Annotated in this window: 22 protein-coding genes and 2 pseudogenes; 10 read left to right on the plus strand and 14 right to left on the minus strand. The window is 60.3% G+C overall.

The features are described 5' to 3' along the window. Window positions 1–43: 43 nt before the first annotated feature. The 4 genes from groL to NE851_RS02390 all read right to left on the minus strand — a co-directional run bounded on the left by groL (window position 44) and on the right by NE851_RS02390 (window position 5,179). Entirely contained in the window at window positions 44–1,672 is a 1,629-nt protein-coding gene (gene groL / locus NE851_RS02375; protein WP_028756276.1) for a chaperonin GroEL, read from the minus strand. 57 nt (window positions 1,673–1,729) lie between these two features. Then, the gene (gene groES / locus NE851_RS02380) at window positions 1,730–2,044 is read right to left on the minus strand and encodes a co-chaperone GroES (RefSeq protein WP_028757336.1); all 315 of its coding nucleotides are present in this window, start codon (window positions 2,042–2,044) and stop codon (window positions 1,730–1,732) included. 831 nt (window positions 2,045–2,875) lie between these two features. Continuing rightward, window positions 2,876–4,087: an MFS transporter gene (locus NE851_RS02385; protein WP_127430013.1), complete on the minus strand. Its 1,212-nt coding sequence runs from the start codon at window positions 4,085–4,087 to the stop codon at window positions 2,876–2,878. Window positions 4,088–4,153: 66 nt separating this feature from the next. Continuing rightward, window positions 4,154–5,179 carry a sensor histidine kinase gene (locus NE851_RS02390; protein ID WP_097622671.1) on the minus strand — a complete coding sequence of 342 codons (1,026 nt, stop codon included), beginning with the start codon at window positions 5,177–5,179 and terminating at the stop codon, window positions 4,154–4,156. Window positions 5,180–5,370: 191 nt separating this feature from the next. Between NE851_RS02390 and NE851_RS02395 the strand changes: the two genes are divergently transcribed. After that, complete coding sequence (locus tag NE851_RS02395; RefSeq protein ID WP_028757698.1) at window positions 5,371–5,682, plus strand: DUF982 domain-containing protein; 312 nt, start codon at window positions 5,371–5,373, stop codon at window positions 5,680–5,682. A 153-nt stretch (window positions 5,683–5,835) separates the two neighbouring features. Here NE851_RS02395 and NE851_RS02400 read toward each other — a convergent pair. Further along, window positions 5,836–6,034, minus strand: a pseudogene (locus tag NE851_RS02400) (cold-shock protein). A 170-nt stretch (window positions 6,035–6,204) separates the two neighbouring features. Beyond that, window positions 6,205–7,143 (minus strand): DMT family transporter, encoded by a 939-nt coding sequence (locus NE851_RS02405; RefSeq protein ID WP_254956043.1) that lies wholly within the window; start codon window positions 7,141–7,143, stop codon window positions 6,205–6,207. Window positions 7,144–7,233: 90 nt separating this feature from the next. Between NE851_RS02405 and NE851_RS02410 the strand changes: the two genes are divergently transcribed. Continuing rightward, on the plus strand, window positions 7,234–7,851 hold the full coding sequence (locus tag NE851_RS02410) for a CGNR zinc finger domain-containing protein (RefSeq protein WP_028755980.1): 618 nt from the start codon (window positions 7,234–7,236) through the stop codon (window positions 7,849–7,851). Window positions 7,852–8,022: 171 nt separating this feature from the next. On the opposite strand, the gene NE851_RS02415 is transcribed toward NE851_RS02410, so the two are convergent. From NE851_RS02415 to NE851_RS02425, 3 genes are all read right to left on the minus strand, one after another. After that, complete coding sequence (locus NE851_RS02415; RefSeq protein WP_245445197.1) at window positions 8,023–8,283, minus strand: hypothetical protein; 261 nt, start codon at window positions 8,281–8,283, stop codon at window positions 8,023–8,025. Between the two features lie 421 nt (window positions 8,284–8,704). Further along, complete coding sequence (locus NE851_RS02420) at window positions 8,705–9,304, minus strand: general stress protein (protein WP_028755979.1); 600 nt, start codon at window positions 9,302–9,304, stop codon at window positions 8,705–8,707. 16 nt (window positions 9,305–9,320) lie between these two features. Continuing rightward, the gene (locus tag NE851_RS02425) at window positions 9,321–9,638 is read right to left on the minus strand and encodes a PepSY domain-containing protein (RefSeq protein WP_028755978.1); all 318 of its coding nucleotides are present in this window, start codon (window positions 9,636–9,638) and stop codon (window positions 9,321–9,323) included. A 742-nt stretch (window positions 9,639–10,380) separates the two neighbouring features. Here NE851_RS02425 and NE851_RS02430 point away from each other — a divergent pair. Beyond that, window positions 10,381–10,785 (plus strand): response regulator, encoded by a 405-nt coding sequence (locus tag NE851_RS02430; RefSeq protein WP_049810872.1) that lies wholly within the window; start codon window positions 10,381–10,383, stop codon window positions 10,783–10,785. Between the two features lie 89 nt (window positions 10,786–10,874). On the opposite strand, the gene NE851_RS02435 is transcribed toward NE851_RS02430, so the two are convergent. Then, window positions 10,875–11,102: a hypothetical protein gene (locus NE851_RS02435; protein ID WP_028755977.1), complete on the minus strand. Its 228-nt coding sequence runs from the start codon at window positions 11,100–11,102 to the stop codon at window positions 10,875–10,877. A 250-nt stretch (window positions 11,103–11,352) separates the two neighbouring features. On the opposite strand from NE851_RS02435, the gene ligD (NE851_RS02440) reads away from it, so the two are divergent. Then, window positions 11,353–13,998, plus strand: a complete 2,646-nt coding sequence (gene ligD / locus NE851_RS02440) for a DNA ligase D (RefSeq protein ID WP_097596306.1) — start codon at window positions 11,353–11,355, stop codon at window positions 13,996–13,998. A gap of 109 nt (window positions 13,999–14,107) precedes the next feature. Here the strand turns inward: ligD (NE851_RS02440) and ligD (NE851_RS02445) are convergent, their stop codons facing one another. From ligD (NE851_RS02445) to NE851_RS02460, 4 genes and pseudogenes are all read right to left on the minus strand, one after another. Further along, window positions 14,108–15,154 carry a non-homologous end-joining DNA ligase gene (gene ligD, locus NE851_RS02445; protein ID WP_028755975.1) on the minus strand — a complete coding sequence of 349 codons (1,047 nt, stop codon included), beginning with the start codon at window positions 15,152–15,154 and terminating at the stop codon, window positions 14,108–14,110. Between the two features lie 2 nt (window positions 15,155–15,156). Further along, a pseudogene (locus NE851_RS02450) lies at window positions 15,157–15,261 on the minus strand (non-homologous end joining protein Ku); the annotation flags it as partial. A 215-nt stretch (window positions 15,262–15,476) separates the two neighbouring features. Further along, window positions 15,477–17,570, minus strand: coding sequence for an ATP-binding protein (locus tag NE851_RS02455; protein ID WP_028755974.1), 2,094 nt, complete (start codon window positions 17,568–17,570; stop codon window positions 15,477–15,479). Further along, the gene (locus NE851_RS02460) at window positions 17,567–18,307 is read right to left on the minus strand and encodes a response regulator (protein ID WP_028755973.1); all 741 of its coding nucleotides are present in this window, start codon (window positions 18,305–18,307) and stop codon (window positions 17,567–17,569) included. The genes NE851_RS02455 and NE851_RS02460 overlap by 4 nt, the downstream gene beginning before the upstream one ends. Before the next feature lie 216 nt (window positions 18,308–18,523). Between NE851_RS02460 and NE851_RS02465 the strand changes: the two genes are divergently transcribed. From NE851_RS02465 to NE851_RS02490, 6 genes are all read left to right on the plus strand, one after another. Continuing rightward, window positions 18,524–19,546: an ABC transporter substrate-binding protein gene (locus NE851_RS02465; RefSeq protein WP_028755972.1), complete on the plus strand. Its 1,023-nt coding sequence runs from the start codon at window positions 18,524–18,526 to the stop codon at window positions 19,544–19,546. Between the two features lie 119 nt (window positions 19,547–19,665). Then, complete coding sequence (locus NE851_RS02470; RefSeq protein ID WP_028755971.1) at window positions 19,666–20,694, plus strand: ABC transporter substrate-binding protein; 1,029 nt, start codon at window positions 19,666–19,668, stop codon at window positions 20,692–20,694. 67 nt (window positions 20,695–20,761) lie between these two features. Continuing rightward, complete coding sequence (locus tag NE851_RS02475) at window positions 20,762–22,984, plus strand: ABC transporter permease (RefSeq protein WP_097545233.1); 2,223 nt, start codon at window positions 20,762–20,764, stop codon at window positions 22,982–22,984. After that, on the plus strand, window positions 22,981–24,042 hold the full coding sequence (locus NE851_RS02480) for an ABC transporter ATP-binding protein (protein ID WP_028756654.1): 1,062 nt from the start codon (window positions 22,981–22,983) through the stop codon (window positions 24,040–24,042). Before NE851_RS02475 ends, NE851_RS02480 begins: the two co-directional genes overlap by 4 nt. A gap of 112 nt (window positions 24,043–24,154) precedes the next feature. Next, on the plus strand, window positions 24,155–24,796 hold the full coding sequence (locus NE851_RS02485) for an HAD family hydrolase (protein WP_097545232.1): 642 nt from the start codon (window positions 24,155–24,157) through the stop codon (window positions 24,794–24,796). Window positions 24,797–24,959: 163 nt separating this feature from the next. Continuing rightward, window positions 24,960–25,754, plus strand: a complete 795-nt coding sequence (locus NE851_RS02490) for an inositol monophosphatase family protein (protein WP_028756652.1) — start codon at window positions 24,960–24,962, stop codon at window positions 25,752–25,754. The last annotated feature ends 415 nt before the right edge of the window (window positions 25,755–26,169 follow it).

A 26,169-nucleotide genomic window follows, 5' to 3' on the forward strand; every position in this document is an offset into this window, starting at 1 on the left:
TTGCTGGAGGCCCGCCCTTCAAGAGCAGGGCGGGCCGGCGGCCTTAGAAATCCATGCCGGCACCGGCGGGGATCGCCGGAGCGGCTTCCTTCTTGGGCTTTTCAGCGATCATAGCCTCCGTCGTCACCAGCAGGCCGGCAACCGAGGCTGCATCCTGAAGCGCGGTGCGAACGACCTTGGCCGGGTCGATGACGCCCTGCGCATAGAGATCGCCATAATCGCCAGTCTGAGCGTTCCAGCCGTAGGCGAACTCAGTCTTCTCACGCAGCTTGCCGACGATCACGGAGCCTTCCGCGCCGGCGTTTTCGGCGATCTGACGCACCGGGGCTTCGATTGCACGTCGCACGATTTCGATGCCGACGCGCTGGTCCTGGTTCGCGGTGGTGAGATTGTCGAGCGCCTTGACCGACCGCAGAAGGGCAACGCCACCGCCGGGCAGAATACCCTCTTCGACCGCTGCCCGGGTCGCATGCAGGGCGTCGTCGACCCGATCCTTCTTCTCCTTCACTTCGACCTCCGTCGAGCCGCCGACGCGGATGACGGCAACGCCACCGGCGAGCTTGGCAAGGCGTTCCTGGAGCTTCTCGCGGTCGTAGTCCGAAGTGGTCTCTTCGATCTGGGCGCGGATTTGCGCGACCCGGCCATCGATTTCCGTTTTCGAGCCGACGCCGTCGATGATGGTCGTGTTCTCCTTTTCGATCGACACCTTCTTGGCACGGCCGAGCATGTTCAGCGTCACGTTTTCAAGCTTGATGCCGAGGTCTTCGGAGATGACGGTGCCGCCGGTCAGGATGGCGATGTCTTCGAGCATGGCCTTGCGGCGGTCGCCGAAGCCAGGCGCCTTGACGGCAGCGATCTTCAGGCCGCCACGCAGCTTGTTGACGACGAGCGTTGCAAGAGCTTCGCCTTCGACGTCTTCAGCGATGATGAGGAGCGGCTTGCCGGACTGGACGACGGCTTCGAGAACCGGCAGCATCGACTGCAGGTTCGACAGCTTCTTCTCGTGGATGAGAATATAGGGATCTTCGAGCTCGACGCGCATCTTATCTTGGTTGGTCACAAAATAAGGGCTCAAATAGCCGCGGTCGAACTGCATACCTTCGACGACTTCGAGTTCGGTTTCGGCGGTCTTGGCTTCTTCAACGGTGATGACGCCCTCGTTGCCAACCTTTTCCATGGCCTCGGCAAGATACCGACCGATCTCTTCGTCGCCATTGGCCGATATCGTGCCGACCTGGGCGATTTCCGAATTGTTGGAGATCTTGCGCGCGTTGGTCTTCAGTTCCTTGACCACGGCGTCAACGGCCAGGTCGATGCCGCGCTTCAGGTCCATCGGGTTCATGCCCGACGCCACCGCCTTGGCGCCTTCCTTGACGATTGCCTGAGCAAGCACGGTTGCGGTCGTGGTGCCGTCGCCGGCGAGATCGTTGGTCTTCGATGCCACCTCGCGCAGCATCTGGGCGCCCATATTTTCGAACTTGTCTTCGAGTTCGACTTCCTTGGCGACCGAAACGCCGTCCTTGGTGATGCGCGGTGCGCCGAAGGACTTGTCGATCACAACGTTGCGGCCCTTCGGGCCGAGGGTCACCTTCACTGCGTTGGCAAGCACATCGACCCCACGCAGCATGCGTTCACGAGCATCGGTGTTAAATTTAACGTCTTTTGCAGCCATTTCTCTAACTCCTCTAATAGGCAGCTATTTGACTGATAGATTGGTGGGGTGGACGGCTCAGGCGGCCTGCTTCTGCTCTGCCGGGGCTTCGATGACGCCCATGACATCGCTTTCTTTCATGATCAACAGGTCCTCGCCGTTGATCTTGATCTCTGTGCCGGACCATTTGCCGAACAGGATGCGATCGCCAGCCTTGACGTCAAGCACCTGGATCTGGCCGGCATCGTTGCGCGCGCCGGGGCCGACGGCGATGACCTCGCCTTCCTGAGGTTTTTCCTTGGCGGTATCGGGAATGATGATTCCGCCTTTGGTTTTCTCTTCAGACTCAACCCGGCGGACAAGAATGCGATCATGAAGCGGTCGGAACGACATGTTTTCCCTCCGATGGACAAACAATGATGACGTTGTTCCCCCGCCCGGACCGGATGACCAGTCCGGGCGGGTGCAAAACCTCACTCGAGCGTTTTGCGCAAAATGATCTGGTTTGTCGGTTTTTTGATTTCAAGAGGTCAAAACAAAAAAATTAGCACTCTTCATCGCCGGCTGCTAACACACTGGAAAAACACAACAACAACGCCTCCGGTATTCAAAAATCGGTGATGACCGCAAAATTTACAGAACCCTGCAGGCTGTCGCGAAACCGAGATGAATCGGCATGATTGGCCTATGGCGACAGATCTTTTCGCTTCCCGGCGATAGAGCGGTCACGAGCCACGGCGTGGGGCATGTTGCGTCTGCTGACCGACAATACGAATAGTGTCGGCAAGCATTAGGATCGGGGAAGACGCCGATCAACGGCACCCCAAGCGTTCAGTGGAAGGTGGGCCCGCCAATTCGGCCCGAGAACACAGCTAAGATCAACGATTGACGAGCATTTTGACTGGTCGACAAGGCAAGATCAGAAGTGGCCATGCACCAGGTTAACACTGGGAGCTGATCCCCACCAAATATACGCAAAAATCGCCCCGCGGAGACGCGGGGCGCAATGGTGAGCGGACATGGAAAGGCGGACGTTAGCGAAAAATCGCAATCACATCCGCGCTCAAAACGCGACGCTCCAGAAAAAGTTCCAGCAGTGACTAAGTAATTTGAACTGAAATAAATTCCGCGCGACAGAGGGGCACGACCTGCCTTTGACGCTGGCTATGCTCGGATCGGCCGCAAATTGGCGCTCGACAGATCCACCTTTCGCTCGGCGACCGGTTAACGTTGGTTTGCGATGCTCCGCCAGGCTGGCCTCGCCAAATACGCTGTCAGGCCGATGGCGAGACAGCCTGCGGTACTGAACAAGATGATCTCAAACGTGGCGGAGGGTCCACCGGCACTTTGGGCGATCCATCCAAATACAGCCGAAGAGATCGCAACTCCGAAAAACACAAGGGTGTTGAGAAAGCCCAACAAAAGGCCTCGGTGCTTGGAAGGTGCAAGTTCCTGCGCTTCGGCCATAACCAGGGGATGGAGGTTGCCGATTGAATAAAGCAGGCAGATCAGAGCGACGGCGGCGACAATACTGGAGCCGGGTGAAACGGCCATGGCGAAAGCGGCGATCGTCCCCGCGACCATCCCAGCCGTCACGATGCTTCGCGGTGACACTTTGGATACGAGCGCGGGAATAGCAAAGGACGTCCCTATGCCGACGGCGCTCACGATCGTCAGCGCGAAACCTGAGACACGCTGATCCGCGGAGAACACCCCGGACAGGTAAGGGGTCGCCCAAGCATTGCGAAAAGTCCCTCCGAGCGACAGGGTTAGGCATATTGGCAAGAGGTAGACTAAGCCCGCTGGCCTGCTCTCAGTCGCCTCTTCCGATTGTCCTTCTTGTGGCGTTGGTGCCATTTGAAAGGCGACGCCAACCGCGCAAAGCGCCATCGCTGACGCTGCAACAAGCATCGCCCCGCGCCACCCGAGGACTTCAGAAAGCCAAACCATAGGCGACGCCGATAGAAGGGCGCCGATGGTGCCAACAGCGCTGACGGCGGTGATCTTTCTCCGCGCGGCCACCCCGTCGCCAAGACTTCCGAACTGATAGACCACTCCCATGAAGATCGGCGCGCATCCCGCGCCCAGGACCGCCTGACCGGCAACAAGCTGTCCGGCCGTTCGTGCCATGGCGACCAACGCGGCCCCCATGGCGCCGACGATCATTAAAACAGTCATAGGCGTTCCTGCGCCGAAGCGGTCGAAGGCTGAGCCCAGTGGCATCTGCAGCAGCCCGAACGAAATGAAGAAGGCCGACGCCGCGTATCCATAGCGGCTGGGGTCGAGATCGATGTCGGCAGCGACCATCGGACCGACCACGCCGAAATAGCTGCGAAAGAACATGCTCATCAGAAAGGCAAGAGCGAGGACGAAGAACTGCTTCCTGTTGTTGTGCATCAAGCGTCCGCCGTTTGCGAGATCCAGAAGCAATGTCAATCGGTGCGAATGGTTCCGAACCGACGACGCCAAGCGCCCCTAACTCTTGCAGATCGTTCTCTCGAATTATTCCTCAGCGTCGGAATACGTTTTGAATTGCAGTTTCAGAAGCGATGCGTCCACCGACAGGACAAAACCTGTCGGCGCGTAGCCAACAGTGACATCGCCGAAGGCGGAGAGACTGGAGTTGATGAGTCGAAAGCCGAACCCCTTCTTATCCGGCGCTTCTACCGCAGGGCCACCGACCTCCCGCCAACGGAAGTCTAGGCGCTTGTCACCCGCCTCGTCGCGCACAGACCAATCGATTTCGACTATCCCGGTCTCTCCCGATAGCGCACCATACTTGTTGGCGTTGGTGACAAGTTCGTGCAGCACGAGGGAGAAGCAAAGAGCCGCCTGAGGACCCAATTCAACAGCAGGACCGCTTGCTTTGAACCGTTCCGACGTCTCTAGTCCGAGATTGATAGCCGTCGCCTCGACAATCGCCGTCAGGGTAGCGCCCAGCCAATTCCGCTGTAGCAAAATTTCGTGCGCTTTGGCATATGCATTGATCCGTGCCGAGATCGCCTGTTCCGCATCCTCTATAGAGCTCGCGTTTCGGAAGGATTGGCTGGTGATAGCCTGAATGACGGTGAGCGTATTCTTCATCCGGTGCGAGAGCTCGTGCATCAGAACGCGCTGTCGTTCCTCGTTCTCTCTCTGCTCTGTCTGATCTCTGAGAATCTTCACGAAGCCCTCGACTTCGCCGTCATCCGTCGTCAATGCCATCATCTGACCCGACGCCCAAAACAACGAGCCGTCCTTGCGAACGTGCCAGCGCTCGTCATTGCCATGACCTTCGGTCAAAGCGGCGGTCATTTCCCGTTGAAGAACCCCCGCCTGCCGGTCTTCCTCGGTGAAAATCACGGCCGCAGGCCGGCCGACCAACTCGGCCTCATCCCATCCGAGGATCCGGCGCGCGCCCTCATTCCAGGTGGTCACCAGCCCATCCAGATCTGTCGAGATGATCGCATATTCGATCGCACTTTGGAGAATGGCTTCGAGAAAGCGCTCTCGGGAGCGACTGGAGTTGAAAAAGAGTTTCATGATCATATGATGGCCCGATCCTTCCCAGGGCCCGCAAGAAAAAGGGCCTCATCCTGTTTCTAGGACGCCGCCTGACATTGGGGACGGCGCTGGCGTTTGCAATGGGCTACTCGACGGTTCTGACGGTCCTTGAATGATCGGCTATCCCTAACAATATCATTTCGACAGGACCATTGGTGGCATGAAAGGAGGAAAAAATGCCGCAGAACGATGTTCCATGGACCCAGCCGGTAAGAATCCGGCTGCAGTGCGGTTTGGAGCGCAGTTTCACAGGCGCATACGACGCCTTGGACTTTCTCGAAAACGAATGGCCGTTGCGTCACGGAGAGCGCCACGAGCGAGCAGTCAAGACGTGCCGTGGCGCCCTCAACGACACCACCGCCGGCATTATCGCGCGGGAGGCCTTCGTGGCCGCCTGCTTGGAAGCCGGCATGCCGTCCGTTCTTGTTCCTTGGAAGAGAAAGCCGACCGCGCATCCGGCTCGGCCTGCGCGCCTTGCTATCATCTAGGGGTATCAGTGACGACCTCGCCTCATCGGAGGCGAGGTCCGGCATAGCGCCTTCCCCGGCCGCGCTATCTTCGGCACGGTCGCGCCGGTCTATGACGACATCGTGGTGCTGGGCTCGCCTGTCTAAGCAGCCTGGCAAATCTACGACAGCCGATCAGAAGACCGAAACGTTCTCAGCCTTCGACTTTCCGGTCTTGCGGTCCTCCGACCTCGAAGCTGACCTTATCGCCTTCGCGCAGCGAACGGCCGCGTTGCAAGGCAGAGACGTGAACAAACACATCCTGTCCGCCGCCCTCAGGCGTGATGAAGCCGAAGCCCTTGTCGCAGCGCTCAGCCGGCACGTTTCCGAGCACATCCGGCCGATGCGCCTCCAGCTCGCGGAGGATGCGAACGATAAGGGCTCCACTATCCGCCCTGCCTCAAGAACAGGCGCCTGTTTGCCCCTGCTGGATTTTCGTTATCAGTGTCGTTGCCATCTCTGGTCTCCAACATTTGATACAACTGGAACTCAGTTCGATCTGATTCAGCTTTCGAGAGCGGCATGTTCGGTCGCCGGCGCTCCTGACATGGCGAGACAGGCGCCACTCAGCATTACGATGATGCCGATCACATCCATCACTGTTATCCGCTCCGCGAAGACAGCAGCGCCGAGGGCGACAGCGATGACCGGCGAAACGAAGGCATAGCTACCGGCGCGGGATGCGCCGATATCCCGCAGCAAGCGCATGAAGGTCGTGTAGCCGATTAGCGAGCCAAAGATCACAAGGAAGAACCAGCCAAGCCAGGCAATCATGCCCCAGTCGCCGGAGAGGGCGGAAACTGCCCCCGGTTCGAAAGCCAGGGCTACCATCAGCAGCACGAAGCCTCCGAACGAGGTCGTCACACCTGAAACGAACAAGGCCGGATAGGATCGGAGAAGTGGACGGGCCAACACCGAGCTGTAACCATAGGTGAAGGCCGCTGATGCAACCGCCAATCCCCCCCATAGGCTCGCGCCTGGGAAGGCTTCAGGCAGACTTACATAGGCGGAAGCCCGCCAGAACAGGACGACCAGTCCACAGACCCCCAGAGCGATCGCGAAGATCCGCCGGCCATCCAATGTCTCTTCGCCTAGCAGGAGAGCAAATACCAGCAGCGCGATCGGAGTGAGCGACATTTCCAGAACGGCGGCAGTCCCGGAATTGATATACTGCATGCCCCAGAACAATGGGCCGTAGCAGAGCGTAATCATCAGCATACTGGCGGCGGTAAAGCGAATGCCATCTCTCACCTTCAGCCCCGCTATGTTGCCATTCGCCCAAGCGTAGAGAAGAAGCAACATGCCGGCAGGGGTGAACCGCGTGCCGGCGAACACGAGCGGCGGCACGGCTTGGATGCCGGCCTTGGTTCCGATCCAGGTGCTTCCCCAGATTATGCATAACATCAGAAAGCGCAGATGATTTTTGTTGGCACCGCTGGGCATCGGGGCTCCGATCCGTGTAACGTGTAAAAATCATTTAGACCGTTACAACTCGCCCTTGCCCAAATCGTTCCCGGAAACGATATTCAAATTATGAACACGCTAAAGACGATCCATGACATCAGCCTTCTCGGCGGTCATCCAGCGCTCGACTTCGTCAACACGGTCGATAGTCGCGGTGAACGTTGGGGCCCGGATTTCCTGAATAGCTACGATGACCTCGTGGCCTGGGCCCGTCGTCTCGATCTGATCGACGACAAAGAACGCGATACCTTACTAGCTAAGGCCGGCGGGTCGCCGTCCGACGCGAAAAAGGAACTCGGAGAAGCTAAGGAGTTGCGGGAGGCTCTTAGCCGCCTGTTTCTGTCCGAATATGATGCAAGCCCGATCAGCCGGGACGATCTCGACCTCGTTGCCGGCATGGCCCGGCGTGCGCAACTGCAGCAATCACTGAGCTGCGTTGGAGGCAGGATCCAGTGGCGTCCGGCGGATGCCAAAGATTTGGATGCAATCAGTACTCGTATCGCCCAGTCAGCCGCCGAACTGCTGACGTCGCGACACGCACGCCGTCCTGTACGTGCGTGTCAAGGTCCAAATTGCGGCTGGCTCTTTCTGGATCAATCTCGTGGCGGCCTCAGACGATGGTGCTCGGACAAAACCTGCGGATCGCATGCTAGAGTGCGCAGGTTTCGGGCTATCCAAGCCAGTTGATCACGCCAGGCTGACCGGCCAAATTCGTCTTCGTCTTCGTCTTCGTTAGCGCAAACGCGAAAGTGGGTTACATGCACCCGCTGACGGCGAAGATCGCCGCGGTATCCTAACCGTGGGCTCGTCAGGGCTTGAGCATCACAAGCTGCTCCCCGCTTCCAGCGTCCCAGATCGTCAGGTCGACGACAAAGTCCCCCTCTTCGCTATCAGGTCGAGCAAGGCTGCGGCCAGCCGTCCCGCGCAGATCGGGTTGGTCGCAAGGTCGAGTGTTTCATTGCTGGTCAGCGCCAACCGAAACGAAAGGTCATTGTCTTCTAGAGGAGAAAATGCAGTGACGCTGTCAGATTCAAGATACGCGTCCGCTTCACCATCGGCATAAGGCCGGCGACGTTCGAAGGCTCGATGAAATTCACTCTTTTGTTCGGCGGAGAGCATTGTGATCCATTCCTCTATCGCGATTATCGGCCAGGCGCCGCTCCGTCGTTGTCGACGGAAAAACACAAGCCCATGGCAAACACAAGCCAATGTCCGTCACGGGCAGTGGAAACGCCGTCTCTTCAAAACAAGCTCGCCGCGGCAGCTCTGAGGTCAGAGCAACGTGCTATGATTCAAAATTCAGGAGATCGCACGTTATCGGCGTTGCTGCTCCAAGGCGAAGCACGCGGAAGCAGCTATTCGCGATTTCATTGCCAGCCATGGCATACCACCGCGGCCATCGATCCCCGCGGCGGAAACGCCATCTCATCAAGCGACGTGTGGCTTTTGCCGCTAGCGCAAGATGGTGCTCGATAGGGGAGACGCCAGCTGCGCTTCAACCCTCCTTGCGCAGCGCGAGGAGGGTTGAACTCGAAGCCGGTTAGATGGCGGTCCGCCGGTACCGGTCGCGCTCTTGCGCAATCTGTTCAGGGGCATATGGATCGAGCGTATCGTCAAACCGGGTCCATCCCTGCTCGTTATAGGCACGCCGACGTTCAACCGGGTCGACCCAGTTCGAACCCTGGAGAATGGCCTGCGCCTCGGAAGCGCGGGCGTCGTCGACCCGGGCCGTAACCAAGCTGCCACCACGGCGGACGCCTTCGGCATAAAGGTGGGCATCATCTTCCGAGACGCCGGAGTCGGTGAGGGCGCCGATTAGGCCACCAGCGGCACCACCAGCGACGGCGCCGGCAACAGCCCCGGCCGCAGTCGCGGCAAGCCAGCCTGCGGCAACCACCGGTCCGACACCGGGAATGGCCATCAGGCCCAGTCCGGTGAGCAGGCCGCCAGCGCCTCCGAGGGCAGCGCCAATGCCGGCACCGGTCGCGGCATCCTCTCCAACGTCGGAGTCGCGATCGATGCGGCCGGCCTTGTTGGAGACGATACTGATGTCGGTTGAGGGAACGCCTGCCGCTTCCAATTTGGTGACGGCGGAGCGAGCGTCAGAGTAGTCATCGAAAAGTCCGGTTACAGTTCTCATCATGCTTCTCCTTGGGTTACTTGGCGACGATGTTGCCTTGATAATCGAGGGCTATGGAGACGGCTTTGCCATCCTTCATGCCAGAGGCCATCCAGATCCCCTTGTCGTCGAGCTTGAGATCCTTGACGTCGGTGTAGCCGGCTTCCGCAATGCGATCCTTCGCCTGAGCTTCGGTAAAGCTGTTGGCACCCTCAACGGGCGCAGTCGGATTTTTGGTATCCGGGGTTGCAACTGCTGGTGTATTTCCATCCGGAGATGGAGCCGGCGGTGTTTGGGCGAAAGTTGCGACGACAGAGGCGCCAAAAATTGCCGCTGCCAACATGATCTTCTTCATATGGTGTTTCCTCCGTTTGCGGATCAGGCAGATCCATGCTCTCAAAACCGCCAGAGAAGATTTTTGTTCCTCGCCGCCGCAGGGAAGTATGCAATTGATTTTTTTAAATATACGGCGACGAGACCCCGAAATAACACTATCCCTCCCGGTGCCGCGGCAAAACGAGCGGACAATGAGGCGTGGAGCGACCGACCTCCAATGAGCAATTCAAAAGCCTCACATAGGCGATGGGACTTTTAACTCCTAAAGTTGTGCTTTCCTTTGCACAGGAGATTAAGGCGAGACATTTTTTACCGGCCCAAAGAGTCTCGGCCCGGCCGAACCGCTGCCGATTTATTCGCCGAGGTCGCGGCGTGCCAACCGGACGTTACGGAGATGGTGAACGCACCGGTTTTTTCCGAATTCTCGGTGCGCGAGCGCCGTCAAACGCGGGGCCAAGCTCTCTACCCCGAGCAGCGGGCAATAAAAAAGGCCGGGGCGAAATCGCACCGACCTTTCCAACATCGCTCTTCACACCAGTGCCAGTACATCCGTGGTCAAAAGCAGATAAGCGACTTCGGCAGTCGCGAACACTCGCGTGGAGCACTCACCAGCAACGCCGATGATCCGTAGATAGCTTCGGGTTATGTTCAATTCAAGTCCCCCGGCAAAACGGGCGCATAAACCTGCCAACCATCAAATGGACGTCCGGGAACCAAATTGAAATGCGGAGGTTCGCGGTTATGATTCACGGTAATACGGCATGACGCATCCTCACGGAAGGCATGCAGTGCTCGTCGTCGAAGACGAGCCCCTGCTGATGATGATGGCGGTGGACGTTGTCGAAGCGGTCGGACTGGAAGCGCTCGAGGCGACGAACGCGGATGATGCGGTCCTCATCCTGGAACGCAGGAGCGATATCGCCATCGTCCTGACCGAGGTCGAGGTGCCGGGTACGATGGATGGCTTGGCGCTGGCCGCCTTGGTCCGCGAAAGATGGCCCCTGATCGAGATCGTCGTCGTGTCGGGGAGGGTGACGATCGGCAGGGAGGGCCTGCCCGAGCGTGGGGTGTTCTTCTCCAAACCATATGATGCCGACGAGCTCGCTTACACGCTTCGACGGCTGGCGACTTACCAGGTTTGCATCCCACGCGCCGAGCGAATTTAATGCACCGAGTTTCCGCAAGGCCGAGCGCGGCGAAGCCAATCATCCTGTTCCGGTGATCCTCCGAAGGGAAAACTTGTCGGATTGGTGGTTCACTCGGCGGCATGACGGAGGGGGTATCCGTCTGCGAGCTCTGCCGAAGCGATGATCTCGAAGTCCGCGGGCATGGCGTGCTGATCGGTTCCCACGAGCGCCAGCGTCCAGTAAGCAGGATCCTCCCCGAAAACCGTGGAGACCTGAACGATCGTTATTCGTCCGTCGAAGTGCTTCGAGGACTTCGCCCAGTAAAACGCATCCGGAACCAAACTTGCTGCAACCATGACGCCAACTCCCATGACAAGTGAACGATAGCAGAAATCCTGGAAATGAGAATGCCTCAGCTTGTCGAGGTCGTCATCGGGTGGATAACGGTCACCCGTGGGCTGGCCGGCTTCCCATTGGCGTCTATGAAGCATCCAGGATGGCCAGGCCGCTGAACTAGCCCTCGCCCTAAGGTGCGTTGAGGCAACGCCACGGAACTTCCAGCCACCTGCTGACATTTCATTGTCGGACCGCTTTTTGGGAACGACCATGGCCACGGACAAACTATCGACCTATCGGTCGAAGCGCGATTTTCAGAAAACCGCCGAACCGAGCGGTGAAAAGCGCCTCGCGCGCAGCAATCGCCGTCGCTTCGTCATCCAGAAACATGATGCTACCCGCCTGCATTACGACCTCAGGCTCGAGCTCGATGGCGTCTTCAAGTCGTGGGCCGTCACGAAGGGGCCGTCCCTCGATCCGCATGACAAGCGGCTGGCCGTCGAGGTCGAAGACCACCCGCTCGACTATGGTGATTTCGAAGGCACCATTCCGAAAGGCCAGTATGGCGGCGGCACGGTCATGCTCTGGGATCGGGGCTATTGGGAACCGGAAGGCAAGATGAGCCCGGAGCAGGCCCTGGCGAAAGGCGATTTCAAGTTTACGCTGGAGGGCAAACGGCTGCACGGCAGCTTCGTGCTGGTGCGCATGCGCAACGATCGCGACCGCGGCAAGCGGACAAACTGGCTGCTGATCAAACACCACGACGAGTTCTCCGTCGACGAGAACGGCGCGGCCATACTTGAGGAAAACCAGACATCAGTTGCCTCCGGACGTACGATGGAGATGATTGCCACGGGAAGGGGACGAAAACCCAAGCCTTTCATGGTCGAGGGCGGCGACGTTCAGGCCGATGCCGTCTGGGACAGCAATCAGGGACTGGCGGCCGAAGAGCGAAAAGAGGATGACAGGGCCGGGCGAAAATCGAAGACGGTCACAACGGTCGATCTGCCTGATTTCATTGCGCCGCAGCTTTGCCAAACCGTGGAGCGTCCGCCCCCCGGCACCGGCTGGATTCACGAGATTAAGTTCGACGGCTACAGGATCCAGATGCGGGTGCTGGATGGCGAGACGACGCTGAAGACCAGGAAAGGACTCGACTGGACCGGCAAGTATCCCGAGATTGCCCAGGCAGCGTCGGCCCTGCCGGACGCCATCATCGATGGCGAGATCTGCGCACTCGATGAAAGCGGCGCGCCGGATTTTGCAGCCCTGCAGGCGGCTCTCTCGGAAGGCAGGACCGGCGAGCTCGTCTATTTCGCATTCGATCTTCTCTATGAGGGTGGCGAAGATTTGCGGTCCTTGCCACTCGTCGAGCGTAAGGAGCGGCTTCAAAGCCTTCTGTCCGACGCCGGCAGCGATCCGCGCATCCGTTTCGTCGAGCATTTCGAAACGGGCGGTGATGCGGTCCTTCGGTCTGCCTGCAAACTGTCACTGGAAGGCATCGTCTCGAAACAGGCGGATGCACCCTATCAATCCGGCCGCACCGAAAGCTGGGCAAAGTCGAAATGCCGCGCTGGCCACGAAGTCGTGATCGGCGCCTATGCCAAGACCAACGGTAAATTCCGATCTCTGCTGGTCGGCGTCTACCGGGGCGACCACTTCGTTTATGTCGGCCGCGTCGGCACCGGATATGGTGCGAAGAAGGTGGAAACGCTGCTTCCGAAGCTGGAGGCGCTCGAGACGGTGAAATCGCCTTTCACCGGCATCGGCGCGCCGAAAAAGGAGGCCGAGGTCAAGTGGCTGAAGCCGGAGCTCGTGGCGGAAATTGAATTCGCAGGCTGGACGGCCGACGGTATTGTCCGGCAGGCGGCGTTCAAGGGGCTGCGCACAGACAAGCCGGCCAAGGAGGTCAAGGCCGAACGGCCGGCGAAACCCGCGCAGACGGACGTGCCGCAGCCGGCGGCGGAGACGAAGGCCAGGCCGGTCAGGCGAAAGGGCGCCAAGGCGGAGGTCATGGACGTGCTGATCTCCAACCCTGACAAGCCGCTGTGGCCGGATGCCAATGACGGCAAACCCGTCACCAAGGAGGAGCTGGCCCGTTACTACGAAGCGGTCGGTTCCTGGCTGATCGAGCACATCAAGGGACGTCCATGTTCCATCATCCGGACACCCGACGGGGTCGGCGGCGAGCAGTTCTTCCAGCGCCATGCTATGCCCGGCACCTCCAACCTGCTCGAACTGGTCAAAGTCTTCGGCGACAAAAAGCCCTATCTGCAGATCGACCGGGTCGAGGGTCTGGCTGCCGTCGCGCAGATCGGCGCCGTCGAACTGCATCCCTGGAATTGCGAGCCGCATAAGCCTGAGGTGCCGGGACGACTGGTCTTCGACCTCGATCCAGGTCCGGGTGTGCCCTTCTCCGAGGTCGTTTCCGCAGCCCGCGAAATGCGCGACCGTCTCGACGAACTGGGCCTGATAAGCTTCTGCAAGACAACCGGCGGCAAGGGCCTGCACGTCGTCACCCCGCTTGCCGTCGACAAGAGCGAGCCGCTTTCTTGGGCGCAAGCGAAGGGCTTCGCGCATGACGTCTGCCAACAGATGGCGCGCGACAATCCGCAACTCTATCTGATCAAGATGACGAAGAGCCTGAGGAACGGCCGCATCTTCCTCGACTATCTTCGCAACGACCGAATGGCAACCGCGGTGGCGCCGTTGTCGCCGCGGGCTCGACCGGGCGCCACTGTCTCGATGCCGTTGAGCTGGACGCAGGTCAAATCCGGCCTCGACCCCAAGCGCTTTACCATCCGCACTGTTCCGGCGCTTCTGTCGAAATCGTCGGCTTGGGAGGACTATTGCGACGGCCAGCGGCCGCTGGAGCAGGCGATGAAGCGCCTCGCAAAGGCCCGGGTGGCGGCTTGATTGAGAAGTAGTTCATCGCGGATCTGGCTCGAGGTGGTAGCCGGCATTGCTTTGCGAATTCGGGGCCGGCCAAGATCTGCAGAGGACGACCAGCTGGCCAGGCGTCGGATCATTCCGTCAAATCATACACTGCCGCGTTGTCCTGGATCTCCCGAAGCCCCTTGTACGATGCATGACGGAGGTTGCCGTCCCCAGTCCAGCCCCGAAACTCGATCTCAGCGATCAGCGTCGGCTGCACGAAGACGAAGCGCTTGCCCCTCAGCGGAACGACCGGCCGGTTCGTCTTCAACGGATCGAGCGTCTTTTTCAGGTGCTCGGCATCCTTCGCAGTGAATCCAGTCCCGACTGATCCCACAAAAGCCCAATCGAATCCCTTCCTACCGGCCAACAGCAAGCTGCCGATGCCGCCCCGCGCGACTGCCGACTGCTCGTAGCCAACGATCATGAAGCTTTCGCTCTGGACACACTTGATCTTCAGCCAGTCACCGGTCCGGCCGCTTCGGTAAGGTCGGTCACGATGCTTGGCGATGATCCCTTCCAGTTGATGATGGCAGGCGTGCTCGAGCAGGTCTTCGGCGGGCAGTTCTATCTCCTCGGAAAGACGGATCGCGCCGTCGCCGTCTTCCGGCACAAGGTCTTCAAGCAGGTGCCGGCGCACTGCAAGCTCGGTGCGGGTCAGATCATGCCCATCGAGATAGACCAGGTCGAACGCGAAAAGGCTGGACTCGGTCGATACCCGTTTGCCCCCCCGCCCGCCGAGCGAACGCTGCAGGGCGGCAAAATCAGATCGGCCCCGCTCGTCAAGAACGACCGCCTCACCATCGAGGATGGCAGTTGTTACCCCAAGGTCTTTTGCCGCAGCAGCGATGGTGGGGAAGCGGTGGGTCCAGTCATGGCCGCCGCGAGTGATGACCCGCACGCGCTTTGGCTCGATGTGGATTGCCAATCGATAACCGTCCCACTTCACCTCATAGAGCCAATCCGATCCGATAGGCACGGTCGGCTTGAGCAGCGCGAGACATGGCTCGACGCGTGACGGCATTGGATCGAAGGGTAGACTCGGCTGGTCGGGGTCGCGCTTGCGGATCGGACGAGACAGCAGCGTTAAGCGTGACTCGTCGAGCAACGGCAGGGAGGGGCGACGTGGACGCATCATGTAAAGGCTATCCGTTCGCAGGACGATGCCGCTGTGTAAAAGGCAACAGGGAACGCGACCTCTCCAAACTTGATATAGCCTTTCCAATTCGCTCGCGGGGTAACCATCTTCGCGGACTCCTGACGCAACCAACCCGACTCAACCGAATCAGTGACGCTTTGTTCCAAGTCGAAACGAATCTAGTTTCAATGACTTAACGCTGATATCTCACTCGTATTGCGAGTCGGCAGATGCTCTTGATTCAATGCCTTTTTTGCGGCTCCGTGCGTTCTTGTGCGTTCGGCACATGCGAACTGGTGCGATGAAAGGCGAAAGTGACAATTCATGCCGGAAACAAAAGTTCAACGACGGTTCCCTTGCCCGGCACCGAGGCAATGCGAGCGTCGCCACCGCTTTGGCGTACGAATCCATAAACCACTGCTAGGCCAAGACCGACGCCGCCTTCCGCGTCGCGCGTGGTAAAGTAGGGTTCGAAGGCTTTGTCGACGGCCTCGGGTGTCATGCCGATGCCGTCGTCTGTCACACTGACGCTGACGCCGGCCTCACTGCGGGAACAACGTATGAGAATTGTTCCACCTGCCGGCATAGCCGCGGCGGCGTTGAGGCAGAGATTGAGGATCGATTGTTCGAAGAGCGCCGTGTCGATGAGGACGGTGGGCAGGTCGCCGGCTATTTCGAAGGCGAGCCGGCATTTTTCGCCGATGGCGATTTCCAATACGTCGGCCATGCCGCGCAGCACCGCGCCGATCTCCACCGCGCCGGGATGGATCGGCTGCTGGCTGCCGATGGAAAGCATACTCCCGGCCAGCGACCTGCCGCGGTCGGCAGCCTTACGGATGCGGGCGAGGTGTCGCTTTTGCCGCTCATTGAAGCCGGTTTCGCGCTCCAGCAGGCCGAGGCTGCCGGTGATGATGCCGATCATGTTGCCGACTTCGTGGCTCACCTGATGGGTCATACGCATGATGCCGTCGAGCCGTTGGATTTTTGCCGCCTCCGCCTCCTGCCGGTCCATGTCGGTGATATCGCGCGCCAGCAGCACGACGCCGCCGTCCGGTTGCCGCGATACCGACACTTCGGTTACCTGTCCGACATCGGAGCGATGGCGCAGCACACAGCGGTCGGTGAGCAGCCCCGCATCATCCTCAGCCGGCAGAAGGGCCCGATCAATCTCCGGCAGCGGCGTCACGAAGCTGCGAAGCGGCAATTTCCTGGCCGAACCAGACCAGCCCACCAGCTCGATGACACGCCGGTTCATGGTGATCGGCCGGCCGCGCGGATCGAATAGCGCGATGCCTTCGTTCATACTGCGGAAGGTGGAGCGGATGGTGCGTGCGGCGGCCTCCGCCGTACGCCGAAGCCGCGTCACGCGCTCGACGCTCTCCCGGAATGCGCGGAAAGCTTCGAGCAGGCGCACCAGCTCGGTTTCCGTGCCGTCATAGCGAGGCGTATCAACATCCTTGCGCCCTTCTGCCAGTGCGTTCATGCCGTTCGAAAGGGAGACGATGCCGCGTGAGACACGCATGACCGATCGGATCGAGACCACGGCCATTGCCAGGACCAACAGCGAGGCAACAGCGACGATGACGAGGATGCGGCTCAATGCATCGGAGGTCGAGACGAGGTCGTCACTGAGGTTGCGGGCAACGGCCTCGCTTTGGGTTTCCGTCGCATGCGACAGATCGCGTGAGACGCTGTGCAGGCGCGAGACTGCGGCGCGGATGGCGAACATTTCGAGCAGATAACGCGTCTGTGCCTCGAAGATCCGTTCGTAAGGCGCAAGCTCGGCGGCGGCGACCCGGGTGTCCGGCGCGGCGCGTTCGAGTCGCGGGGCGGTCTCCGAGACGTAGCGCCGGCGCAATTCGCCGAGCTGGAAGAGGCTATCCGAATTGGAGGCGGATTGGACGATGGCGTTCAGCCGACTGCGGAAACCTGCATCCCCAATGCCGCTGCCGGTCGCGATCTCGCCGAGTGCTGCCGCGGCCTCCGCCTTGTGCTGCTGGGCCGATTCCGCGTCGCCCGCAAGCGTCGTCGTCTGCGTGCGGATGGTTTCCAGCAGCTCTACGATGCGGCTGCTGGCAAAACCCCGTACGGCAGCCCGGTCGTTTTCAGGTTGCATCGCGCGCAAAAGCGCATCGACCTGCAGGACGACCGAGCGGCTTTCGCTAGAGACCCGGTAGGGTGAGGTCGAATTCATGAGGAAGGGTGCGCTGGAGACGAGGTCTGAAACCTGCCGCGAGACCAGCGAGGCCTTGGCGAGAGCCGAAAACGCCTGCAAGCCATAGGCGGCCATTTCTTGGCGCGCCCGCTGCAGGCCGTAGACGGCAATGGTCGCAAGGCTGAAGACGAGCACGCAGATGAAGGCGATGGCGAAGGGCAGCCGAAAGGCGATGGAGGAGAGGAACGGACGGCTGATCACGGTGCGGTCTCGCTATCGTCTGTGTCGAGAATATAGCCCTTGCCGCGGCGCGTCTTGATATGGCGCGGCAGGTCTGGATTGCGCTCGATCTTGCGACGCAGACGCAGCACGAGCACGTCGACATTGCGGTCGATATAGCGCTCGCTTTCCGCGCCCAATCGATCGAGGATATGCGCGCGGCTAACGGGTGTGTTTGGCGTTTCGGCGAGGATTTCGAGCAGCGCGAATTCGGCGCTCGTGAGCGACTTGGCGGGGTCGGTACGGCAGATGGCGCGGCGGCTCTTGAGATCCACCGACCATTCGCCGAGCTTCAGGGATGTGGGTTCATGCTCCCGCTCGCTTTCGCGCTCCGGCTTCAGCGAGGGAATCGTCCGGCGCAGCACGGCTTTGATACGGGCCGTCAATTCGATGGGCTCGAAGGGTTTGACGACATAGTCGTCTGCCGCGGTTTCGAGACCCAGCACCCGGTCCACGGCGCTGCCTGCAGCGGTCACCATGACAATGCCGATATTGGCCTGCGCGCGCAGGCGCTGCGCGAAGGTGCGTCCGGATGTGCCGGGCAGGTTATGGTCGACGAGCACGAGATGCACGGTTTCGCGCGAAAGGACGATCGCGGCCTCTTCCGCGGATGGCGCGGTTAGAGCTGTCCAACCTTCCGCCTCTATGAGGTCGGAGATAAGCTCCGCCATGTCCGGATCGTCCTCGACGATCAGGATGGTTATCCTCTCATTCAACACATGCACGTCCTCCCGTGCCTATTATAGGCAGAGATGTCACGATCTTCAAAGCGAGCTCGTGTTATGCGGTTTGTCACATTTGTAACCTTTGTCATTTTTTCGAGGGTGATACCGGCTCCGGCTGTAAGAACCGTAACCATTCTTCGATTGCGCGGGGAAGCAGATGTGACATCCTGATTACGGAGATTGGGACGCAAGGTCCAATGGGAGGAAGTTGTGAGAGGCATCACCGCTTTCAGCGCGGTAGCAGCTTTGTGGCTGGCGAGCGCCAGCACCGGCATCGCAGCACCGTCGCTCACCGTTCTGTGCGGGGTGGACGAGACGTGGTGTGCCGCGATGAAGACGGCCTATGAGGCGAAGACCGGGCTCGAAATTTCGGTGACACGCAAGAGCACCGGCGATATTCTCAATCAGATCCGCGCGGAGAAAACAGCACCTACCGTCGATGTCTGGTGGGGCGGCACGGGCGATACTCATCTGCAGGCCGGTTCTGAAAATCTGCTCGAACCCTACCAGCCGGCCCATGAGCGCGACATGCTGCCCTGGGCGCAGAACTTCTTCGCCATGTCTGGCGGCCGCTCAGCCGGCATTTATGCGGGGGCGCTCGGCTTTGCCTACAATGCCGACCTGCTGCGCGAGCTGAAGCTGCCCGCGCCGACCTGCTGGAAGGACCTCACGGATGTCGCCTATCGCGGCCGCATCCAGAGCGGTAATCCGAATTCGTCTGGCACCGCCTTCACGACGCTTGCGACGCTGGTTCAGCTCTTCGGCGAGGATGAGGCTTTCCGTTATCTCGCTGCGCTCAATCGCAATATCGAACGTTACACACCCTCGGGGGCTGCGCCGATCAAGGCGGCGGCGCGAGGAGAAACGCTCATCGGCATTTCTTTCATGCATGATGCCGTGACGCAGAAGCAAGCGGGCTTTCCCCTCGTCATCGTCGCACCCTGCGAGGGCACCGGCTACGAGATCGGCGCCGTGAGCATCGTCAAAGGCGCAAGGCATATCGAGGAAGCAAAGCGCTTCGTCGATTTCGCGCTGAGCCCGGAAGGGCAGGGTACGGGCGCGGCGTCCGGCCAGAACCAAGTTCCATCCAACGCGAAATCCACCCTGCCGCTTGCAGCCCCGGATATCTCGATGATCAAGATGGTCGACTATGACTTCGCCACCTTCGGCTCGCCGGATGAACGAAGCCGACTGCTCCGCAGGTTCGATGCGGAAATCGCCGCGACGAACTGATCAAGGCATTCAGACAAACCACAACCCAGAAACATGCACACGCCGACGCGGGCAGGCCGATGGCTCTGCTGTGTTTTGTTCGTGCGAAAATCTAACCCAGGCAACAAGGAGGATGCCCCATGAAAATGAAGACCCTTTCCCTCGTGCTTTTCGCCGGCACGGCGCTCGGGGCGCTACCGGCGCAGGCGGCTGGCGAACTCAACCTCATCTGCTCGGCAGACGTTGTCATCTGCGAGCAGATGAAGGGCGATTTCGAGAAGGCGCATAGCGACATCAAGGTGAACATGGTTCGCCTTTCGTCCGGCGAGACCTATGCCAAGGTGCGCGCCGAGGCTCGCAATCCGAAGACAGACATATGGTGGGCCGGCACGGGCGATCCGCATCTTCAGGCGGCTTCGGAAAATCTGACCCTCGAATACAAGTCGCCGAAGCTCGATGAACTCAACGACTGGGCGAAGAAGCAGGCCGAAAGCTCCGGTTACAAGACCGTCGGCGTTTATGCCGGCGCGCTGGGCTGGGGCTACAACACGGAAATCTTCAAGTCCAAAGGCTACAAGGAGCCAGTCTGCTGGGCCGACCTTTTGGCACCGGAACTGAAGGGCGAAATCCAAATTGCGAACCCGAATTCTTCTGGTACCGCTTATACGGCGCTCGCCTCTCTCGTGCAGATCATGGGCGAGGACCAGGCTTTCGACTACCTGAAGAAGCTGAACGGCAACATATCGCAATATACCAAGTCCGGATCGGCACCCGTCAAGGCCGCAGCACGCGGTGAGACGGCGCTCGGCATCGTCTTCGTCCACGATGCTGTGGCGCAGACGGCCGAAGGCTTCCCGGTCAAGTCGATTACGCCTTGCGAAGGTACCGGCTACGAGATCGGCTCCATGTCGATCATCAAGGGCGCCCGCAATCTCGACAATGCGAGGATCTGGTACGACTGGGCGCTGACGGCGGAAGTTCAGTCGCGCATGAAGGATGCCAAGTCCTTCCAGCTGCCGTCCAACAAGAGCGCCGCAATCCCGAAGGAGGCGCCGCGCTTCGAGGACATCAAGCTGATCGACTACGACTTCAAGACCTATGGCGAGCCGACGAAGCGCAAGGCACTGCTGGAACGCTGGGATCGGGAAATAGGCGCCGCCGCCAACTGATGTCCAGACCGGCGGCGCCCGTCTCCCCGGGCGCCGCCTCCTCACACTCAAGACAGCGAGGTCAGCCATGAGACATGGCAATCGCAGGCTGGACGTGGTCCTGATCCTGGGCGTGGTCGCATTGACCCTATTGCCCTGGTATCGGATCGAGAACGGCTTCTTCGGACTCGGTTGGCTGGCCGGTTTCCCCCTTTCTCCGGAAGCCGCCCCCGGCGTCGTGCAGATTTTCGCGCACGGCCGGCTGTGGCTTGCCGCTGCGCTCGTGCTCCTTCTCCTGGCTATCGTGGCCCGCGGCACGGCAGACCCAATGCGCCGCGGCGCCGTGCTCGCCTGGACCGGCGCGATCGGCGTCCTCTTCCTGTCGCTCCAGGGCCTCGCCGTCGGCTTTTCCGGTTGGACCTGGACGGTGAGCGAAATGCTCTTCGGCCCGCTCTCGAACGGTCAGGCTTCGATGGGGGCGGGTGCGGTGCTCTCTGCGATCACCTTCGTGCTGCTCTTCGCCTTCGGCCTTGCCGAACGCGGTGTCATGAAGGGCGATGCCTTTGTCGTCAGCGCGATCGCGCTGCTCGTCTTCCTCGTCGCGGTCTTCGTCTTCTACCCGATTGGCAGCATGTTCATCGGATCGGTGCAGGATTTCGACGGCTCGTTCAATGCGGATAACTTCATCCGGAACGTGCAGGATCCGAGCATCTGGAGCCTCAACTGTGTGATCGGCGCCGGTCGCTGCGGCGTCGCCTGGCGTACGCTCTGGCTCGCCATCATGACCGGCCTCGGCTCGACCCTGCTTGGCCTCGCCTTCGCGCTTGTCGCCACCCGCACGCGGTTTCCCTTCAAGAAGGGCCTGCGGCTGCTGACGATCCTGCCGATCATCACTCCACCCTTCGTCATCGGTCTGGCGCTCACGCTGCTCTTCGGCCGCGCCGGTGTCGTCACGCAGGGGCTGTCGGGACTCTTCGGCATCGAGCCCGGCCGTTGGCTCTACGGTCTCACCGGCATCTGGATAGCGCAGGTGCTGTCTTTCACGCCGATCTCGTTCCTCGTGCTGATCGGAGTCGTCGAGGGCGTCAGCCCGTCGATGGAGGAGGCGTCCACGACGCTGCGCGCCGACCGTTGGCGCACGTTCCGGCGGGTGTCGCTGCCGCTGATGAAGCCCGGTCTGGCCAACGCCTTCCTCATCGGCTTCATCGAAAGCATGGCCGACTTCGGCAATCCGCTGGTGCTCGGCGGCAGCCATGGCGTGCTTTCGACCGAGATCTTCTTCGCCGTGGTCGGGTCGCAGAACGATCCGTCGCGCGCCGCCGTACTCGCCACGGTGCTGTTGCTATTCACGCTCTCCGCCTTCCTCGCCCAACGCGTCTGGCTGTCGGGCAAAAACTACGCCACCGTCACCGGCAAGGGCGATAGCGGATCGCACATCGCTCTGCCGCGAGGGCTGTCGATCGGCGTTCACGCCGTCGTCATCCCGTGGATCCTCTTCACGCTCGTCATCTACGGCATGATCCTGGTCGGCGGCTTCGTGAAAACCTGGGGTCTCGACAACTCGCTGACGCTCGACCACTACGCCAAGGCCTTCTCGATCAGCTTCGAAAATGGGATCGCCTGGACGGGCGTCGCTTGGAACTCGTTCTGGACGACGATCGAGATCGCGTTGGTCTCTGCTCCGCTGACTGCCGCCGTCGGCCTACTGACGGCTTATATTATCGTGCGTCAAAAATTCGTCGGGAAGAATGCCTTCGAATTCGCCCTCATGATGAGCTTTGCTATTCCCGGCACAGTCATCGGCGTCAGCTACATCATGGCCTTCAATCTGCCGCCCTTGGAAATGACCGGCTCGGCACTGATCTTGATCGCCTGCTTCGTCTTCCGCAACATGCCGGTCGGCGTGCGCGGAGGCATCGCGGCGATGAGCCAGCTCGACAAGAGCCTGGATGAAGCCTCCCTGACGCTGCGGGCCAACAGCTTCCGCACGATCCGCAAGGTCATCCTGCCGCTTTTACGCCCGGCCATCACCGCCGCGCTCGTCTATTCCTTCGTGCGCGCAATCACCTCCATCAGCGCCGTCATCTTCCTCGTCAGCGCCGAGTACAATATGGCGACCTCCTACATCGTCGGCCTCGTCGAGAACGGGGAATATGGCGTGGCCATCGCCTATTCCACCATGCTGATCGTCGTGATGATCACCGTCATCGCCTGCTTCCAGCTCATCGTGGGCGAACGGCGCCTGCGCCGTGAAAACCGCGTCGCCGGCCTTGCCACATCCGCTTCCTCTCGCCAGGAGAAAATCGCATGATTAATCCCAAAGCCGGTTCCGTTGTCTTCCAGAACGTGCGCAAAACATTTGGAGCCTTCACTGCCATTCCCGACCTCTCGCTCACCATCGAGCGCGGTACGCTCGTCACCCTGCTTGGCCCCTCCGGCTGTGGTAAGACGACGACGCTGCGCATGCTTGCCGGCCTCGAACATCCTTCGGCCGGAAAAATACTGATCGGCGGCAAGGACGTCACCATGCTGCCGGCCAATGAGCGCGATGTCTCGATGGTCTTCCAGTCCTATGCGCTCTTTCCGCACATGAATGCGCGCGACAACGTCGCCTATGGCCTGGAATCCTCGGGCTTCAGCCGCAAGGAAGCGCGCGAGAAGGCGGAGGAGGGGCTGGCACTGGTCGGCCTTGCCGGCATGGGCCATCGCCTGCCCGCCGAACTCTCCGGCGGCCAGCAACAGCGCGTCGCCGTCGCCCGCGCGCTGGTGCTGGAACCGCAGGTGCTGCTGCTCGACGAGCCGCTTTCCAACCTCGATGCGCGCCTGCGCCGCAAGGTACGCACGGATATCCGCGAACTCCAGCAGCGCCTCGGCTTCACCGCCGTCTATGTCACGCACGATCAGGATGAGGCGCTTGCCGTGTCCGACCGCATCATCATCATGAAAGATGGCGAAGTCGCCCAGTCCGGCGCCCCGCGCGACCTCTATGAAGCGCCGGCTTCCGCCTTCATCGCGGATTTCATGGGAGAGGCGAATGTGATCCCCTGCGAGGTGGTTGGTATCGATGGCGCCGATGCTGACATCCGCATTGGTGGTTTCCGACATCGTGTGCCGGCGGGTAGAGCGACGCCGGGTGCGGCGAGCCTTGCCGTTCGTCCCGGCGCCATCGCGCTTTCCGAGGGGCGGGGGCACGGGCTTGCCGGCCGCATCCTGCATTCGGCCTATCTCGGAGATCATGTCGAGTATGAGGTCGAAACCGACGTCGGCACGCTCTTCATCGTCGACCACGCCGTCGACCGCATTTTACCGGTCGCGTCCGACGCTACGCTCGGCTTCCGAAGTCGCGGCATCGCCCTTATCAGCACGTGAGAGACTCTGAGGCAAAATCCTGGGCCAGCCTGCGTTCGATGACCGCCTAACAGAACGAGCCTGTATGGAGCCCTTGCGTTAAACCGATGTTCGCCCGCCGGAAGGATTAGGTATGATTGATATTCTATCGCTGGAAAATGATTTCGAGGCCGTGATTTTTGATTGCGACGGCACACTTGTTCACACGCCCCCTGTCTATGCGGACGCATGGGCAGCCGGCTTTGCCCATTCCGGCAAACCGATGAATCAGGCCTGGTATTTGATGCGGGCGGGAATGTCTGAAGGGGTCCTTATGGAGGCCTTTGAGCGAGAATTCGACGTTGTGCTCGATCGCGAATCCGTCATCGCCACCATGCGATCGCACTTTCTTCAGAATCTACACAGAGTGCGTGAAGTGCATGTGGTTGCTGCGACGGTTCGCCGGTTGGCCGGCGTGCGTCCCATGGCTGTTGCCTCCGGCGGTTCGCGGGAAATTGTCACTGCGACCCTGCATGGAACGGGCCTGCGGGAATATTTCGACGAGTTGGTCACGATCGATGACGTGGCAAATCCAAAGCCGGCCCCAGACCTGTTTCTGCAGGCGGCCGCTCTATTGGGAATAGAACCAGCCCGGTGTGTCGTGTTCGAAGATAGCGAACAAGGTCTCGAAGCAGCTCGACGGGCGGGTATGAGCGCCATTGATGTGAATCGGCTTGATCTTCCTGAGCAGCAACGCGAGTTGAACATTCGCGACAGCTTGAAGATGAAGGCCTGAGATTCGGCTGCGCCTTTTCTTGCGCAGGTTCTTGATGTCCGTTGCCGATACATCTGAGCAGCGATTCTAATCACCCCCCTGATCGGCCGCTTCGCCCATCCACTTCGACGCCGACCTCTTAAACCACTCAACGACCTGAACTATTGCAAGGAGTACCAGCATTATGTCGCAACAGACGGAACTTGATACACGCTTTGTCTTTGCCAAAGCCGTTGCGCGGGAGGCGGGCGCTATGGCGCTCGACTATTTCAACGGGCGCGACAGACTCGTGATCGAAACGAAGCGGGATCTGCAGGACGTCGTGTCAATTGCCGACCGCAACGTCGAGACATTCATACGAGAGCGCGTGGCGGAAGCTTTTGGGGCAGACGGATTTCTCGGCGAGGAATACGGTTATCAGGAAGGGGGGTCGGGATTGACATGGGTTGTCGATCCGATTGACGGAACAGCGCCATTCGTCAATGGCATGCCGACATGGTGTGTATCGATTGCCGTTCTGCACCGCGGTATGCCCGTGATCGGCGTGATCCACGTCCCGTGCGATGATGAACTCTACGCAGCGGCGGCGGGCATGGGCGCGAGCCTGAACGGCAAGAAACTCAGCCTCGATCCGTCACGGACTTTGCAGAATGCAATGACCGGCATTGGCTGCAATTCCTATGTAACCCCGGAGCGGGTAGGCGCAATTGTGTCTGCTTTGCTTGCCAAGGGTGGCAACTTCATCCGCAATGGCTCGGGCGCCTTGATGCTGGCCTATGTGGCCGCGGGGCGGCTTGTTGGCTACTACGAGCCCCACATGCGTGCCTGGGACTGCATGGCCGGCTACTGCCTCGTCAAGGAAGCCGGTGGAACCCGTCTAGCCTTCCCGGCTGAGGGCGAAGCCTTGCTGCAGGGCCATCCGGTGCTGGCGAGCAATCCGACAGTTTATGCCGATTTGCTTGCAATCCACACTGGCTGACCTTCAAGGCCGCTCAGTGCACTTTTCTGGCCGATACGGCCAAGGCGGGCCAGACGCATGAGCTAACCCGTCCGGAGGCCTGGGCACAGGGCCAATGACTGGCAGTCCAACCTTGATGGGACGCTGCACTCCGTCCGCTATAGGCATCAGCGCCTGATCGGACCTGCCAAACTTGGCCTTCGAGCTGAAGCGGTGAGCGGCATCCACTTCAGGATCGTCTCGGCGTTGCGTGGCGACGTTGTCGATATCGCCGGGTTACTGGCGCGGCCGGCCAGGTGGGCCTCATTGCCGCGGTCCATCTGCGGCGTGAGCGACGGCCTGACACCTCGCAGATCTGCCACGTCTGCCTGCATCAACACTTGCCGATCCTATTGCGGCCATTGCGTCCTGCCTCGGCTTCTGGTCCTGCCAGGCT

Source organism: Rhizobium anhuiense bv. trifolii, assembly GCF_024346605.1.
GTDB classification, from domain to species: domain Bacteria; phylum Pseudomonadota; class Alphaproteobacteria; order Rhizobiales; family Rhizobiaceae; genus Rhizobium; species Rhizobium anhuiense.